Source organism: Dyella sp. 2YAF14, assembly GCF_052114725.1.
Lineage (GTDB): Bacteria > Pseudomonadota > Gammaproteobacteria > Xanthomonadales > Rhodanobacteraceae > Dyella.
In genome coordinates this window covers 159,040-173,933 of the sequence record NZ_JBFRFH010000009.1, presented here as the reverse complement: position 1 = coordinate 173,933, position 14,894 = coordinate 159,040, and the positions used below count along the sequence as shown (strand labels likewise).

Below are 14,894 nucleotides of genomic sequence, written 5' to 3'. Positions count from 1 at the left end.
CGGAGCGGTATACCCAGGCGTGGCTGTCGCGCACAGGGTGCGCTCCCACAGACAAGAAGGCGCGGCAAGGAAAAGGCGGGACGATCAAAGCCGATGCGCAGCGAGACCCCGCTTTAAGTCCTCAGCGATTCGGGCGCGTTGCGCAGCGCATTGAAGTACCCGCTGTGTACCCTCGGAGGTTGTCCCATCAGACGCGCCTCGAGCGTTCGGGTTTATCCCAACACAATGCTGCGGGCGTTATCAGGCCATTCTCTTTGGGTTACTTTTCTCTTGGGCCAGCAAGAGAAAAGTGACTCGAGCGGCGGCAGCCGTTCGAAACGCCCGCCGCGTAGGCGGCACCCTGGCCCCAAGGGGACAAGGAAACACCGAAGCTCTTGATGACCAGCCTTCGGCTGTTGAAAAGCGCCTCCGGCCTGCGTCGGCATTGCGAACAAAACGCCGCCTACGCCGCGACGACGAACACCCCTAACCCCTCTCCGGCTGCTCCAACCACGCATCCAACATCGCCGCATCCGCATCATCGATCGCCACGATGCGATACCCCGACCACACTTGTCCGGGGCTGGCCGCGGCTTCGTGCCACTGTTCCTGGATGCCCACCTCGATGCTCTGTGGCGCACTACCCAGGCCAGGCAATGACAGGCTGACCTGATAGATGGCCTCGCTGCGCGGCGGGTGCGTGCTGATCAGCAGCATGCCGTTGGCGGAGAGATTGCCCAGGTGGCCGATCGGCTGGCCGGTGATCACGTCAGTGACGACGGCAGTGAAATTGGCGCGTTTGCGCAGCGCGCGGCGCTGGTCGATAGAGGCAATGTTCTCGCTCACGTCGATGCTCCGCTACGCGATGCGGCTGGCGGGCCGCTGGTGATCTGGCGCAGGTGGCTGGTGAGTGCATGCCAGGCGCGATCGAGCAGGTTCTCGCGCACCGGCGGCATTTCGCGCACGCGGCCACAGGCCATTTCGTGGGCGAGCTGTTCCAGCGTCATTTCCTGGCCGCGCAGGCCGCGACGGGTGACGAACAGGCTGTTGCCCGATACCGGCGAATACCAGGCAAGCTTGCGTTCGGTGATGCGTCCGTTGGACGGATCGATGAATTCAAACCAGCTGCCGAAGGGCAACTGACGCAGGCGCTGGCGGATGCGGCGCTCCGGCGACTCGGCCGGCGGAGCCGGTGTCGGCGGTGCGGCCGGAACGGGCGCCGGCGTTTCCGGTGCGGCGTGCTCGCCCAGTCGCTGATGCTGTTTCAGCTTGAGCGCCAGCTCGGTGGTCGTCGCCGCTTCGCTGGTGGTCGGGCTATTGGCCGGAATGCCCAGCAGGCGCTGGGCGACCTGCACGGATTCCTCGGCGTGCATGCCGATCTGTTGCAGGCCCGACTCCACCTCGGCCTGCAGCAGGTTGCGATCGAGCACGGGCTGCTGACCCAGCAGCTGATCGGTGATGCGCAGGCGCAACGTAAACGCTTCGCTGTCTTCGCCGTGGCGCAACAGCGTGAGCGCGAGCACGTCGGACCAGGCGCGCTCCAGCAAGGTGCGCAACAAGCCGCGTGGATTGCACTTGTCGAAGCGCTCGGTCATCAACTCGGCGGCGCGATGGCGCGCCTGCTCGAGCCGCTCGCGACCCTGCATCGCCTCCACCTGGCGACGTTCGGCGATCTGCGCCTTGCGGTTGAGCAGACCCAGGTGATGTTCGATATCGGCAAGCAGGCTGGTGTAGAGGCCGGTGCTTGGCGGCTCGCGGCGCGCGCGGTCGACCAGCTGGTTGATCTTCGCTTCGAGCGATCGATCGACGTCGCCTTCGGGGCCGTCCAGCCAGTCATTCGCCGCTTCGGCGACGAGGCCCAGCAGCTTGCGCGCGGGATGTTCGCGCTGGTTGAAGAAGCCCTGGTCGGCCACCGCCATGCGCAACAGCGGCAGCTGGAGATCGCCGAGCAGCGAGTGCGCGTTGCTCTTGTTGGGCACCTGCCGATCCAGCTGCTCGAACAACATGGCGACCAGTTCCACCGTGTCGCCCTGCTCTTCGGTCAGATGCATCTGCGCCGAGCCCGCCGGTCGGCCGGTATTGAGCTGGGTGATCAACTCCTCGCGCAGCGCCTGGGCGCTGAGCAGTTCGCGGCGTGCCTGCTCGGCCACGTCGCTGACATGCAATTGCAGGGCGTCCAGCGCGAGCTGGAGTTCGCCCGGCGTCGCCGCACGTCCGCCATCCTGATAGCTCAGCGCGCCCTGTCCCGCGCGATGCTGTGCGAGCATTTCGCGCAGATTGTCGAGCACGGCGATGCTGTCGCTGCGCGGTGCGGTCGCGCTCGCGGGAGGCGTCGCTGCGGCTGCCTGGCGTGCCAGCGGCACGGGCGGATTGTCGTTTGCGCCCGGACGCGGCTGGCGCTCGATCGGCGCACGCGTCGTCGGGAAGGCGCGCAGCTGCGGCAGGATGCCGTCGGCGCGCAGGTGTTCGTTGACCGTGTCGTACAGCGTCGACAGTCCCTGCACCACGGCCATGTCGAAACACTGCAACAGCAGCAGGCGATGTTCGACCGGCAACTCCAGCGCGGTCATGCCATCGCGGAACGCATGGGCCAGCGCCTGTGGGCCCAGCGGCAGGCTTTCGCCTTCCAGCGGCGGCAGGCTGGCCAGCACGGCGAACCGATAGCCCAGTTCAAACAGCGCGGTGCCATGGCGCGCTTCGCCGCGCGCAATCAGCTTGTCGAGCGCCACGGTTTGTTCGTGTTCGGTGGGGTCAAGCAGCTCCAGCGGTCGGCGTGGCGCATCGGGGTGCACCACTTCGGGTTCGTGCACCGTGCCGACGCTGCCGAAATGCTGGCGTACGCCCTCCATGAAGCGGCGCTCCACGGGTCCGCGCTGCTGTTGAATCAGCTGGCGGGAATACAGGCACTGTTGCTGTTCGGCGGGATTGCGCGAACGCTCGGCCTGCGCGTACAGGCGCTGTTCGGCCTCAAGGAAGCACTGGCGCAGCGGTGCTTCCAGCCAGCTGGTGCAGAGGGAGTGCGTTTCTTCGATCAGGCGACGGGCACGCGGCGACCACGCGGCATTGTCAGGACGCGAGTCCCGATCAGATGCATGCGGCGGCCGTCGACCCTGCTGTTCGACTTCCATGACAGACCTTGGTTGATTCCCCCCGGATGGCACAGAGTCTAAAGCGGGTATCGGGTGCACGCCATCGGCCGGACGGTGGATTCAGTCAAGGAATCCGGAAATGACGTCATTGAGGAAGCGCTGGCCGAGCGCCGTGGTATGCAAACGACCTGGGTCGTCCGCCAGCCAGCCCCGTTGGCGGGCATGGGCGAGGGCGCCTGCGATGCGCTCGAGCGGCAGGCCGGTGCGTTCGACAAAGTCGGCCATGGGCACGCCATCGATCAGGCGCAAGGCGTTGAGCATGTATTCGAAGGGCAGTTCGTCCGGGGCTACCGGCGCGCTGCCGCCGATGCGTCCGGCGCCGGCGGGCGTCGCCAGATACGCTTTGGGAAGGCGCGTCTTCCAGCGGCGGATGATCTGCCCGCTGGCCACGTCGGTGAGCTTGCCGTGGGCGCCGGCGCCGATACCGAGGTAATCGCCGAAGCGCCAATAGTTGAGGTTGTGAGCGCAGCGGCGGTCGCTCTGGGCGTAGGCGGATATCTCGTATTGCCTATAGCCGGCGGCGGCGAGCTGTTGTTCGCAGGCCTCTTGCATCGCCCAGGCGTGATCGTCATCAGGCAGCGGCGGTGGGTTGGCGGCGAAGGCCGTGTTCGGCTCAAGGGTGAGCTGGTAGTGCGAAATATGCGTGGGCTGCAGCGCGACGGCGCGCGCCACGTCGGCCAGCGCGCCCTCCTGGGTTTGCTCGGGCAGCGCATACATCAGGTCGAGATTGAGGTTGATGTAGCCCGCGTCCTGGGCGGACTTTACCGCCGCTTCGGCCTCGCTGGCCGAGTGGATGCGACCGAGCCGGCGCAGCTTGGCATCGTCAAAGCTCTGGATGCCGAACGACAGGCGATTCACCCCAGCGGCCAGATAGCCGTCGAAACGTCCATGCTCGACCGTGCCGGGGTTGGTTTCCAGCGTGATCTCGCCGTCAGTGGCCAGCTGCAGGCGGGCGCGCACGCCGTCGAGAAAACGGTCGATCAGATCCGGGGCGAACAGGCTGGGCGTGCCGCCACCGAAAAAGATGGTCTGCACCGTGCGCCCGTGCACCGCGCCACCAAAATCAATCAGGTCGGCATCGAGGTCGGCGAGCAATGCGTCCACATAGCTTTCATACGGCGGCGTGTCGCCGCGTACGCCGTGGGAGTTGAAGTCGCAATACGGGCACTTCTTCACGCACCACGGCATGTGGACGTACAGCGACAGCGGTGGCGCGATCAGCGACATGGCTTAACCATGCGTCTCGCCGAGCTGGCTGCGCAGCAGCGCCAACGCACGGCCGCGATGGCTGATGCGATTCTTCAGGCCGGGCGGAAGCTCAGCGGCGCTGACGGTTTCGTCTTCCGGCAGGAACAACGGGTCGTAGCCGAAGCCGTGCGTGCCGCGCTGTTCGGTGAGCACATGGCCATGCCAGCGGCCTTCGGCGATCAGCGGCGCCGGATCGTCGGCGTGTTGCAGCAGCACCAGCACGCAGATGAAGAACGCGCCACGCTGCTCGGTCGGCACGCCCTCCAGTTCACGCAGCAGGCGCGCGTTGTTGGCGGCGTTGTCGCCGTGTTGGCCGCTGTAACGCGCCGAGTAGAGTCCGGGCGCGCCGCGCAGATGCCGCACGCACAGGCCCGAATCGTCGGCCAGCGCCGGCAGCCCGCTGATGCGCGAGGCATGACGCGCCTTGAGCAGCGCGTTCTCGACGAAGGTGAGGCCGGTTTCCTCGGCGTCGGGCACGTTGAACGCCGACTGCGGCTCGACGTGCAGGCCGCTGTCGGCCAGCAGGTCGTTGAACTCCGCCAGTTTGCCGGGATTGCTGCTGGCCAGGACGATGCGTGTCATCAGCGCAACCGTTACGACAGTTCGAGCGCGGCGCGCTGCGCGGCCACCAGCTCGGCGATGCCTTTCTCGGCAAGGCCCAGCAGGGCGTCCATCTCATCGCGACGGAACGCATGGCCCTCGGCCGTGCCCTGCACCTCGATGAAGCCGCCGCCGTCGTTCATGACTACGTTCATGTCGGTGTCGCAGTTGGAGTCTTCGGCGTAGTCCAGATCGAGCACGGGGACGCCCTGATAAATGCCCACCGAGACGGCGGCGATCGCACCCACCACCGGGTTGCGGCGCAGGTTCTCGCGCTTCATCAGCAGGTTCACCGCGTCAACCAGTGCCACATAGGCACCCGTGATGGCGGCGGTGCGGGTGCCGCCATCGGCCTGGATCACGTCGCAGTCGAGCGTGATCACGCGCTCGCCCAATGCCTGGCGATCCACGCAGGCACGCAGGCTGCGGCCGATCAGGCGCTGGATTTCCATGGTGCGGCCGCCCTGGCCGCCGCGCGCGGCTTCGCGCTGCATGCGGGTGTTGGTGGCGCGCGGCAGCATGCCGTATTCGGCGGTGATCCAGCCCTCGCCCTTGCCGCGCAGCCACGGTGGCACGCGGTCTTCGATGCTGGCGGTGCACAGCACGCGGGTGTCGCCGAAGCTCACCAGCACCGAACCTTCGGCGTGGCGGGTGTAGTGGCGTTCGATGGTTACGGTGCGCAGCTGGTCGCTGGCGCGGCCACTGGGGCGGCTGGGAGAGCTCATGGGAATGGAGGCCATTGGGCAAGGCAGGGCGGGAAAGTTTACCATTGCGGCCTTTACTGATATCCGCAGGCGCTCAAATGACCCGCAGCATGACGGCATATGCCTCCGCTGAGACGACCGGCCCCGCTGGCACACTCAGCTGTGAGTTGCGCACGGTCAACCACCGCTATCTGGAGCTGAGCCCGCGCCTTCCCGACGAATTGCGCGTGTTCGAGTCGGCCTTGCGCGAGCGCATCGCCGCCAAGCTGTCGCGCGGCAAGGTGGACGTCACCGTGCGCCTGCGCGGCGAGGCCCGTGCCGAATCCATGCAGGTCAACGCCACCGCGCTGGCGCGGCTGTCCGAGCTGGCGATGGACCTGGAAGCGCGCTTTCCGCGCATGAATATCGAATTCACCGAGCTGCTGCGCTTCCCGGGCGTGCTGCAACAGTCCGAGGTGGACCCTGAGGTGCTGCAGGCCTCGCTGCTGGACGTGCTGGACCGGGCGCTCGAAGCGCTCACCGCCACCCGCGAGCGCGAAGGCGCCAAGCTGGCCGAGCTGCTGACCGAGCGCCTGGATGCGATCGAGCGCATCGTGGCCGACGTGCGCAGCTTCATGCCGCAAATCCGCGAAGGCCTGCGTGCCCGCCTGGAATCGCGCCTGGCCGATCTCAAGCAGCCGGCCGATCCGGGTCGCCTGGAGCAGGAACTGGTGCTGCAGATCACCCGCAGCGACGTCGATGAAGAACTCGATCGCCTGACCACCCACATCGTCGAAACCCGCCGCGTGCTGGGCACCAGGGAGCCGGTCGGTCGCCGCCTGGATTTCCTCATGCAGGAATTCAACCGCGAAGCGAACACGCTGGGCTCCAAGGCGGTGGACGTGCGCAGCACCAATGCCGCAGTGGACCTGAAGGTGCTGATCGAGCAGATGCGCGAACAGGTGCAGAACATCGAATGAACGCGACCACGCCTCACGCGCAAGACACCCAGTGCACCCTGTTCGTGGTGGCTGCGCCCTCGGGCGCGGGCAAGTCCACCCTGGTCAACGCGCTGCTGGAGCGTGAGCCGTCGATTTCGCTGTCCATATCGCACACCACGCGTCCGCCGCGTCCGGGTGAGCAGTACGGCCGCCACTATTATTTCGTGGAACGCGAGGTGTTCGAGCAGGAGGTGGCCGACGGCATCTTCCTCGAGCACGCCGAAGTGCATGGCAATCTCTACGGCACCTCGCGCACCACGGTGGACACGCTGCTGGCAACGGGCTGCGACGTCTTGCTGGAAATCGACTGGCAGGGCGCGCGGCAGATCCGCCAGAGCAAGCCCGATTGCGTGAGCGTGTTCATCCTGCCGCCGTCGCGCCCGGAGCTGGAGCGTCGCCTGCGCGGCCGTGGTTCGGACAGCGCCGAAGTGATCGCGCGCCGCCTGCACAATTCGCGCGAGGAGATCGCCCACGCGCATGAATTCGATTACATCATCGTCAACGACAATTTCGATGCGGCGCTGGACGATTTGCAGGGCATCGTGCGGGCTACGCGCCTGCGCTCGGCGTTGCAGTTGAAGCGGCATGAGACGTTGATCCAGGAGCTGCTGGCCTGAGGTCAGCCCCCACCCCACTGTGGGAGCGCACCCTGTGCGCGACTGCGGGGCCATGGTGTTCCTCGCTGGTCGGTGGCGCCTGTCGCGCACAGGGTGCGCTCCCACAAAGGTTTGCTCCCGCAGGGTGGAGTGGAACTCTAGATCCGTGCCAAGGTCTTGTTCCGTTAGCCATTACTGACCGCTACGACGATTCGTACATGGCCTTCACGGTCCTATTCAGCTAACTTGTCGCCTTTACCCAGGCCCCTCATTGCCCATGACCGACTCCATTAGCGCCAAGCCCGAGGACAGCACCCTGGTGCGCGTCCGTGGCCTGACCACGGTGCTCAATGGCAAGAAGGTGTTCGATGCGCTGGATATCGATATACCGCGCGGCAAGATCACCGCCATCATGGGGCCCAGCGGTACCGGCAAGACCACCTTGCTCAAGCACATCACCGGGCAGATGCGCGGCGATGCGGGACAGGTGCTGGTCGATGGCAACAACGTGGCGACGATGTCGCGCGAAAAGCTATTCGAGCTGCGCGAGCGCATTGGTTACCTGTTCCAGAATTCCGCCCTGCTCACCGATTTTGACGTGTTCGAGAACGTGGCGTTCCCGCTGCGCCAGCACACTGAATTGCCGGAAGTGCTGATCCGCAACATCGTGCTCACCAAGCTGCAGGCGGTGGGTCTGCGTGGTGCTGCAGGGCTGATGCCGACGGAGCTGTCCGGCGGCATGGCGCGGCGCGTGGCGCTGGCGCGCGCGATCGTGTTCGATCCGATGCTGATCCTCTACGACGAACCGTTTGTGGGTCTCGATCCGATCGCCTTGAACCAGGTGCTCAAGCTGATCCGCACGCTCAACCAGACCTTGGGCATCACCAGCGTGCTGGTGGCGCATGAGCTCGAAGCGATCAAGCAGGTGGCCGATCACATTTACCTGATCGCCAACGGCAAGGTGGTGGCGCAGGGCGATCCCAGGACGATTGCCAACGACGGGTCGCCGTGGACGCGCCAGTTCTTCGGCGGCGACGCGGACGGCCCGGTGCCATTCCAGTATCCGGCCGGCGACCTGGGCGTATCGCTCGGTTTTCCAGGGAAGAACGCATGATCGCAACGGGTTCCGAAAACATCGTAGTGCGTTCGCTGTCGCAGATCGGCGATTGCGGACTGTTCCTGCTGCGCATGATCGCCGCGATACCGCGCAGCATGCGCCACTACCGCGAGACGATCCGCCAGCTGTGGTTCGTCGGCGCGATGAGCCTGATCATCATCATGGTCTGCGGCCTGTTCGTGGGCATGGTGCTGGGCTTGCAGCTGTACGACGTGCTGTCGATCTTCGGCGGCACCTCGGCCACCGGTACGGTGGTGGCGATCGCCATTTATCGCGAGCTCGGTCCCGTGGTGACGGCGCTGCTGTTCGCCGGTCGCGCAGGCACGTCGGTGACCGCCGAGATCGGCCTGATGCGCGCCACCGACCAGATCGCCGCGATGGAAATGATGGCGGTCGATCCGATTGCCTATGTGGCCGTGCCGCGCTTCCTCGCCGGCGTGATCGCCATGCCGCTGCTGGCCTGCGTGTTCTGCGCGCTGGGCATCTTCGGCGGACATCTGGTGGGCGTGAGCTGGCTGGGCATCGACAACGGCACCTTCTGGTCGAACATGACCGCCACCGTCGAGGTGGTGAAAGACGTCGTCAACGGCGTGATCTGGAAAAGCGTCGTATTCGGCATCGTGGTGTCGCTGATCGCCGTGTTCCAGGGCTATACCACGCCGCCGACCAGCGAAGGCGTGGCCTATGCCACCACCCGTACCGTGGTCGCTTCGTCCATCGCCATCCTGGCGCTCGATTTCGTGCTCACCGCGTTCCTGATGTGAGTGAGCCGATGAGCGCCGACCTGACCGTATCCAACCCCTATTCCATGAGGATCGTGCCGTGAGCCAGAGACAATCGTATGCCGTCGGCACCGGCCTGTTTATCGTGCTCGGCTTTGCCGCGCTCGGCTATCTCGCCACGCAGACCACCTCGGTGGCCAACTCCAGCCGCGGCCCCAGTTACACCGTCGAGGCGCACTTCGCCAACATCGGCCAGCTCAAGGAGCGTGCGCCGGTGAAGGTGGCGGGCGTGCGCGTCGGCCAGGTGCAATCGATCGTGCTCGATCCGGGCAAGGAAACGGCCGATGTGAAGCTGGCGATCGACCAGCGCTACAACCAGATTCCGGACGATTCGGTCGCCACCATCTTCACCAGCGGCCTGCTGGGCGACCAGTACGTCGGCCTGCGCTATGGCAGCTCCAAGAAGACCCTGGCCGACGGCGGCGAGCTGGCGCTCACCCGTCCGGCGCAGCAGCTGGAGGAGATGCTGGGCAAGTTCTTCGGCGCCGGCGGCGTGGCGGACAACCTGGGCGGCAGCTACGTGGTCAAGGCCCGCTTCACCAACGTGGGCGCGCTCTCGGTGGGTGCGCCGGTGAAGATGGCCGGTGTGGCCATCGGCAGCGTCCAGTCGATCAACGCCGACCCGGTCAAGCTCGACGCCCTGGTCACCCTGGCGATCGACAAGCGCTACAACCAGATCCCGGACGATTCGGCCGCCGCGGTGTTCACCAGTGGTTTGATCGGCACCCAGTACGTTGCGATCCAGCCCGGCGGCTCGCCGGACGCGCTCAAGAACGGCGATGAGATGGTGCTCACCCAGTCGGCCATGCAGATCGAAGACCTGATCGGGAAGTTCCTGGTCAGTGGCTCGTCCTCCGGCAAGCCTGCCGACGGCGGCAAGTCTGACGGCGACAAGCATTGAATCGGCCCATCGCGCACCGATATTCCAACGAGACATCTTTCAGGAGTTTCCCCATGTTGCGCAGTCTGGCCATTGCCACCGCCATCGCCTTTGGCACCGTGATCGCCGCGCCTGTCTTTGCCCAGGATGCGACGCAGGGCGCCGCCGACCAGCAGACGCCGGTGCAGGTGGTGCAGGCGGTCTCCGACGATCTGGCCAAGGCGATCGACGGCCACCAGAAGGAACTCAAGACCAATCGCGAAAAGCTGATCAGCGTGATCGACGATGCGTTCCTGCCGCATTTCGACATCGACTACGCCTCGATCCTGGTGCTCGGCCAGCATGCCCGCGAGGCCACGCCGGACCAGCGCTCGCGCTTCGCCAAGGCGTTCTACAACTCCATCACCCATCGTTATGCCGAAGGCCTGCTCGATTACACCCGCGGCCGCGTCAAGGTGCTGCCGTTCACCGGCGACATGAGCGACAAGCGCACCATCGTGCGCAGCCAGGTGGTGCTGGATGACGGCAAGACCGTCGCCGTGGACTACGCCTTCCGCAAGGACAAGAACGGCAACTGGAAGGCCTACGACGTGATCATCGAAGGCATTTCGTACATCACCAACTATCGCAACCAGGTCGACGCCGAAATCCGCAAGGTCGGCATCGACAAGCTGATCAGCAACCTGGAAACCCAGGGTGACCAGGCGCTCAAGGAAATGGAGCAGGCCGACAAGGCGCAGCAGCCGGGCTCCAAGTCTTGAGCGTGGCTGGCGCACCCGTGCGCATCGATGAAGGCTCACCGGGGAGCGTACGCGTGTCCGGTGAGCTGACTTTCAGTACGGCGGCGGCGGCGCTCAGGGCGATTGATACGGCGGTGGCGCGCGACGGCCGCTCGGAGCTGGATCTGTCCGGCGTCACACGCAGCGACAGCGCCGGCCTGGCCTGCGTGCTGGCGGTGCTGGCGCAGTCGGCCGAGCGCGGGCGCAAGCTCAAGGTGAGCCATATGCCCGAGGGCATGCACCTGCTGGCCAGCGTGTGTGAGGTCGAAGGTCTCATGGCCTGAGCGTCACTCGACGCTGGGCCGGGGACAAAAAAAGGGGCCTCGCGGCCCCTTCTTTTTGGCTGGAGAAGGACGCTTCAGTCCTTCTTCGCTGCCGGCTGCTGACTCTGTGAGGCCTGCGGCTGCTTCTTTTCCCACTTCTGCTGCTCGTCGAGCAGCTCGTCCGGGTCGAAACTCTTGTCGTGCAGGCCCTGCAGCTGCTCGATCACCTCTTCAGGCGGGTTGCCGTAGTAGATCTTGTAGATGCGCTGCTGGCGATAGGCGTCGCGGATAAAGGCATACGGATCGTAGGCGGAGTTGAGGAAACTCTCCGCATCGATGGCGCTGGAGCGGATGGTCACCAGGTACATCAGCTCAGGCAGGTACTGCTGGCCGAACTCGTAGTGGTTGTTGCGCGAGAAATAGCTGATGGGGTCGAAGAAGTAGCCGTCGACCGGCACCTGCCAGAGGTCGCGCGCCGTGGTCGGCCCGAAGAAGGGCAGCATCAGATACGGGCCATCGGGCACGCCCCAGCGGGCGAGCGTCACGCCAAAGTCGGTATCGTCCAGCGGAATGCCAAGCTGGCTGGCCGGATCGAAGAAGCCGCCGATGCCCAGGGTCAGGTTCACCAGGAAGCGGCCGCTGCCCTGCAGCGCCTGCTTCGGACGTGCCTGCAGCAGGTCGTTGGCCACAGTGATCGGCATGCGGATATTGGTGAAGAAATCGGCCATGCAGCGACGGATGGTCGGGTTGGTCACCTTGCGGTAACCCACGGCGACCGGGCGGATGATCGCCTTGTCCAGGTCGTTGTTGAAGGCGTAAACCTTGCGGTTCATGTGCTCGTACGGATCATCGGTACGAGGCTTGGCGATGCTGCAACCAGCAAGCAGGGCCACGGCGACCAGGGGCAGGCTGCGCATGGCGAGAGAACGGAAGGCGGACGGCATGGAGGCGACAGTCCTGGAGGGCCGGAGGGAGTACAATATTGTACTGTTGGGTTTTTTATTATGTACAGGCCCCCTTTAGTGTCAGGGCGCCAGGCTGCAGGCGGTGTGAACCCCGCATCATAGAGCCTTGCTGCATTGCCAGCAAAGCCGCCGCTGGCTACACTGACAGGTGATAAGTCGTTTTATTTTCTGAGGATTTCAGATGGCCCGCATTACCGTCGAAGACTGCCTGCAGGTAGTCGACAACCGCTTCGAACTGGTGCTGATGGCGACCAAGCGCGCCCGCCAGCTCTCCAAGGGTGCCGAACCGGCAGTGCATCCCGACCACGATAAGCCGACGGTGCTCGCCCTGCGCGAAATTGCCGACCGTCGCATTGACCAGGCCACGATCGACGAGATCGACAAGTCCGAGCGCGAGCGCGCCGAGCGTGAAGCGCTCGAGTGGGCTGCGGCCGAAGTGGACGACGATCTCTCCAAGGGTGGAGATGACTGATGGAGGGCGGCTGTAGCCAGCAACGCCCCGGCGCCGGCTCGTCCGGCGCTTTGCGCTGCGGGCTTCATGTCGCCACCCTCGCTTCCCTTAAACGAAGCGAGGCGGTCGCCTGAGCGGGGACCGAACAACCATGCCGGCCGTCACGGACTCCACCTTGGATACGTCGACGCTGCCGCCGTACGTGTTGGCTCTGAAAGAGCGCGTGGCCTACCTGCCCGAATCGCAGGTGGCCCGTGTGGTGCGCGCCTACGAAGTGGGCGCCGTGGCGCACGAAGGGCAGGCCCGCAAGAGCGGTGAGCCCTATATCACCCATCCCGTGGCGGTGGCCGGCATCCTGGCCGAGCTGGGCATGGACGCCGAGACCATCATCGCGGCGATCCTGCACGACACGCTGGAAGACACCTCGCTGAGCCGCACCGAGCTCGCCGGCGAATTTGGCGAGACCGTCGCCGAACTGGTCGATGGCGTCACCAAGCTGGACAAGATGAGCTTTTCCAGCCGCCAGGAAGCGGATGCGGAAAGCTTCCGCAAGATGCTGCTGGCGATGGCGCGCGACCTGCGCGTGATCCTGATCAAGCTGTCCGACCGCCTGCACAATATGCGCACGCTGGGCGCGAAAGACGCCCCATCGCGCCGCCGCATCGCTCGCGAAACGCTGGAAATCTATGCGCCCATCGCGCAGCGACTGGGCATGAACAAGTTCAAGGCGGAGCTACAGGACCTGGGCTTCCGCGCGCTCTACCCCGATCGCTACCGCGTGATCAGCGAGCGCATCCGTGCCGCGCTGGGCAATCGCCGCGAAGCGATGGGCAAGATCGAAGCGGCACTGTCCACGCGCCTTGGCGCCGACCACATCACCGCCAAGGTGGTGGGTCGCATCAAGTCGCCGTGGAGCATCTATTCGAAGATGCGCAACGAGCACAAGAGTTTCGCGCAGCTGATGGACGTCTACGGCTTCCGCGTCGTGGTGGATTCGGCCATGAGTTGCTACATGGCCCTGGGCGCCGTGCACGGGCTGTACAAGCCGGTGGACCGACGCTTCAAGGACTTCATCGCCATTCCCAAGGCCAACGGCTACCAGTCGCTGCACACCGTGCTGCTGGGGCCGTTCGGCGCGCCGATCGAAGTGCAGGTCCGCACGGCGGAAATGGATTCGGTGGCCGAGCGCGGCGTGGCAGCGCACTGGGCGTACAAGACCGATTCGGGTCCGGCCAACAGCGCCCAGGCGCGCGCCCGCGAATGGCTGTCGTCGCTGGCGGACAGCCAGGCCAACACCGTTTCCTCGTCTGAGTTCATCGAGAACGTCAAGATCGACCTGTTCCCGGACGAGGTCTATCTGTTCACGCCGCGCGGCGACATCCTCGCGCTGCCGCGCAATGCCACTGCGCTCGATTTTGCCTATGCCGTGCACACCGACGTGGGCGACCACGCGGTGGCTGCGCGCGTCGACAAAAAGCTGGTGCCACTGCGCACGCGCCTGGAATCGGGCCAGCTGGTGGAAATCATCACGGCGCCGTCCGCGCTGCCCAATCCGGCCTGGCTGGAATCGGTGGTGACGGGCAAGGCGCGCACGGCGATCCGCCAGTACCTCAAACACCTGCAGCATGAGGATGCCGTCGACTTCGGCCATCGCATGCTCGATCGCGCACTCGATGCGCTGGGCACCAGCCTTGATGCGATTCCGCCAGCCGTGCTGGATCGTTTCCTCGAAACCTCCAAGCTCAAGCGTCTGGAAGAACTGCTGTCGGACATCGCGCTGGGCAATCGCATCCCGCATCTGGTGGCCAGCCAGCTGGTGGCCGCGCGTGGCAAGAAATCCTCCGATGTGCAGCAGTCGCCGCATGTGATGGAGAAGATCCGCATCACCGGCGCCGAACGCGGCGTGCTGAGCTTCAGCAATTGCTGTCACCCGCTGCCGGGCGACGAGATCATCGGCTATCTCTCGTCGGGCAAGGGCATCGTGGTCCACCGGGTGGAATGCCCGAATGTGGTGGAACTGCGCAAGTCGCCCGAGCGCTGCGTGGCGATCGAATGGGATCGCGATGTGCAGGGCGATTACCGCGCCGAACTGCGTATCGAAGTCATCAACCGCCCGGGCGTGCTCGCCACCGTGGCGGCGGCCATCGCGGCCGCAAACTCGAACATCGAGAACGTGGAATACGTGGAGCGCGATGCGGCCGCGGCCACGCTGTTGTTCGCCCTCGAAGTGAAGAACCGCAAGCATCTGGCCGAAGTGATCCGCCGCGTGCGTCGTACCGGCGTGGTGAGCGGCGCCTACCGTTATCCGCTTTGAGAGCGGTGAATCGCAAATAGTCAGTGGTGAACAGGGCGGCGCTCGGGCGTGTCCGCTTCTTTTAGCCTGCTCGATGTCTGGCTATGA

The 14,894-nt window shown here is 65.3% G+C and carries 15 protein-coding genes; 9 read left to right on the top strand and 6 right to left on the bottom strand.

Annotation, left to right across the window (positions count from 1 at the left end; translation table 11 throughout):
* Positions 1-465: 465 nt before the first annotated feature.
* The 5 genes from AB4Y82_RS14345 to rph all read right to left on the bottom strand — a co-directional run bounded on the left by AB4Y82_RS14345 (position 466) and on the right by rph (position 5,701).
* Positions 466-825, bottom strand: a complete 360-nt coding sequence (locus AB4Y82_RS14345) for a PilZ domain-containing protein (protein WP_441604513.1) — start codon at positions 823-825, stop codon at positions 466-468.
* The gene (locus AB4Y82_RS14340) at positions 822-3,107 is read right to left on the bottom strand and encodes a DUF1631 family protein (RefSeq protein ID WP_441604512.1); all 2,286 of its coding nucleotides are present in this window, start codon (positions 3,105-3,107) and stop codon (positions 822-824) included. The genes AB4Y82_RS14345 and AB4Y82_RS14340 overlap by 4 nt, the downstream gene beginning before the upstream one ends.
* Before the next feature lie 81 nt (positions 3,108-3,188).
* Complete coding sequence (gene hemW, locus AB4Y82_RS14335) at positions 3,189-4,355, bottom strand: radical SAM family heme chaperone HemW (RefSeq protein WP_441611419.1); 1,167 nt, start codon at positions 4,353-4,355, stop codon at positions 3,189-3,191.
* A 3-nt stretch (positions 4,356-4,358) separates the two neighbouring features.
* On the bottom strand, positions 4,359-4,958 hold the full coding sequence (gene rdgB / locus AB4Y82_RS14330; protein ID WP_441604510.1) for an RdgB/HAM1 family non-canonical purine NTP pyrophosphatase: 600 nt from the start codon (positions 4,956-4,958) through the stop codon (positions 4,359-4,361).
* An 11-nt stretch (positions 4,959-4,969) separates the two neighbouring features.
* Positions 4,970-5,701: a ribonuclease PH gene (gene rph / locus AB4Y82_RS14325; RefSeq protein WP_121883282.1), complete on the bottom strand. Its 732-nt coding sequence runs from the start codon at positions 5,699-5,701 to the stop codon at positions 4,970-4,972.
* A 77-nt stretch (positions 5,702-5,778) separates the two neighbouring features.
* Here rph and AB4Y82_RS14320 point away from each other — a divergent pair, with 77 nt between their 5' ends.
* The 7 genes from AB4Y82_RS14320 to AB4Y82_RS14290 all read left to right on the top strand — a co-directional run bounded on the left by AB4Y82_RS14320 (position 5,779) and on the right by AB4Y82_RS14290 (position 11,098).
* Positions 5,779-6,639, top strand: coding sequence for a YicC/YloC family endoribonuclease (locus AB4Y82_RS14320; RefSeq protein ID WP_441604509.1), 861 nt, complete (start codon positions 5,779-5,781; stop codon positions 6,637-6,639).
* Positions 6,636-7,277, top strand: a complete 642-nt coding sequence (gene gmk / locus AB4Y82_RS14315; RefSeq protein WP_441604508.1) for a guanylate kinase — start codon at positions 6,636-6,638, stop codon at positions 7,275-7,277. Before AB4Y82_RS14320 ends, gmk begins: the two co-directional genes overlap by 4 nt.
* 256 nt (positions 7,278-7,533) lie before the next feature.
* Positions 7,534-8,370, top strand: a complete 837-nt coding sequence (locus tag AB4Y82_RS14310) for an ABC transporter ATP-binding protein (protein WP_441604507.1) — start codon at positions 7,534-7,536, stop codon at positions 8,368-8,370.
* Positions 8,367-9,137, top strand: a complete 771-nt coding sequence (gene mlaE / locus AB4Y82_RS14305) for a lipid asymmetry maintenance ABC transporter permease subunit MlaE (RefSeq protein WP_441604506.1) — start codon at positions 8,367-8,369, stop codon at positions 9,135-9,137. Before AB4Y82_RS14310 ends, mlaE begins: the two co-directional genes overlap by 4 nt.
* A gap of 58 nt (positions 9,138-9,195) precedes the next feature.
* Positions 9,196-10,056, top strand: a complete 861-nt coding sequence (gene mlaD / locus AB4Y82_RS14300) for an outer membrane lipid asymmetry maintenance protein MlaD (RefSeq protein WP_441604505.1) — start codon at positions 9,196-9,198, stop codon at positions 10,054-10,056.
* Positions 10,057-10,109: 53 nt separating this feature from the next.
* A complete protein-coding gene (locus AB4Y82_RS14295; protein ID WP_441604504.1) occupies positions 10,110-10,796 on the top strand; it encodes an MlaC/ttg2D family ABC transporter substrate-binding protein in 687 nt (228 codons plus the stop codon).
* 53 nt (positions 10,797-10,849) lie between these two features.
* On the top strand, positions 10,850-11,098 hold the full coding sequence (locus AB4Y82_RS14290; RefSeq protein WP_441604503.1) for an STAS domain-containing protein: 249 nt from the start codon (positions 10,850-10,852) through the stop codon (positions 11,096-11,098).
* A 74-nt stretch (positions 11,099-11,172) separates the two neighbouring features.
* On the opposite strand, the gene AB4Y82_RS14285 is transcribed toward AB4Y82_RS14290, so the two are convergent.
* Positions 11,173-12,021, bottom strand: coding sequence for an MlaA family lipoprotein (locus AB4Y82_RS14285; RefSeq protein ID WP_441604502.1), 849 nt, complete (start codon positions 12,019-12,021; stop codon positions 11,173-11,175).
* Positions 12,022-12,223: 202 nt separating this feature from the next.
* On the opposite strand from AB4Y82_RS14285, the gene rpoZ reads away from it, so the two are divergent.
* Positions 12,224-12,514, top strand: a complete 291-nt coding sequence (rpoZ, locus tag AB4Y82_RS14280) for a DNA-directed RNA polymerase subunit omega (RefSeq protein WP_046972139.1) — start codon at positions 12,224-12,226, stop codon at positions 12,512-12,514.
* 130 nt (positions 12,515-12,644) lie between these two features.
* Positions 12,645-14,807: a RelA/SpoT family protein gene (locus tag AB4Y82_RS14275; RefSeq protein ID WP_441604501.1), complete on the top strand. Its 2,163-nt coding sequence runs from the start codon at positions 12,645-12,647 to the stop codon at positions 14,805-14,807.
* The last annotated feature ends 87 nt before the right edge of the window (positions 14,808-14,894 follow it).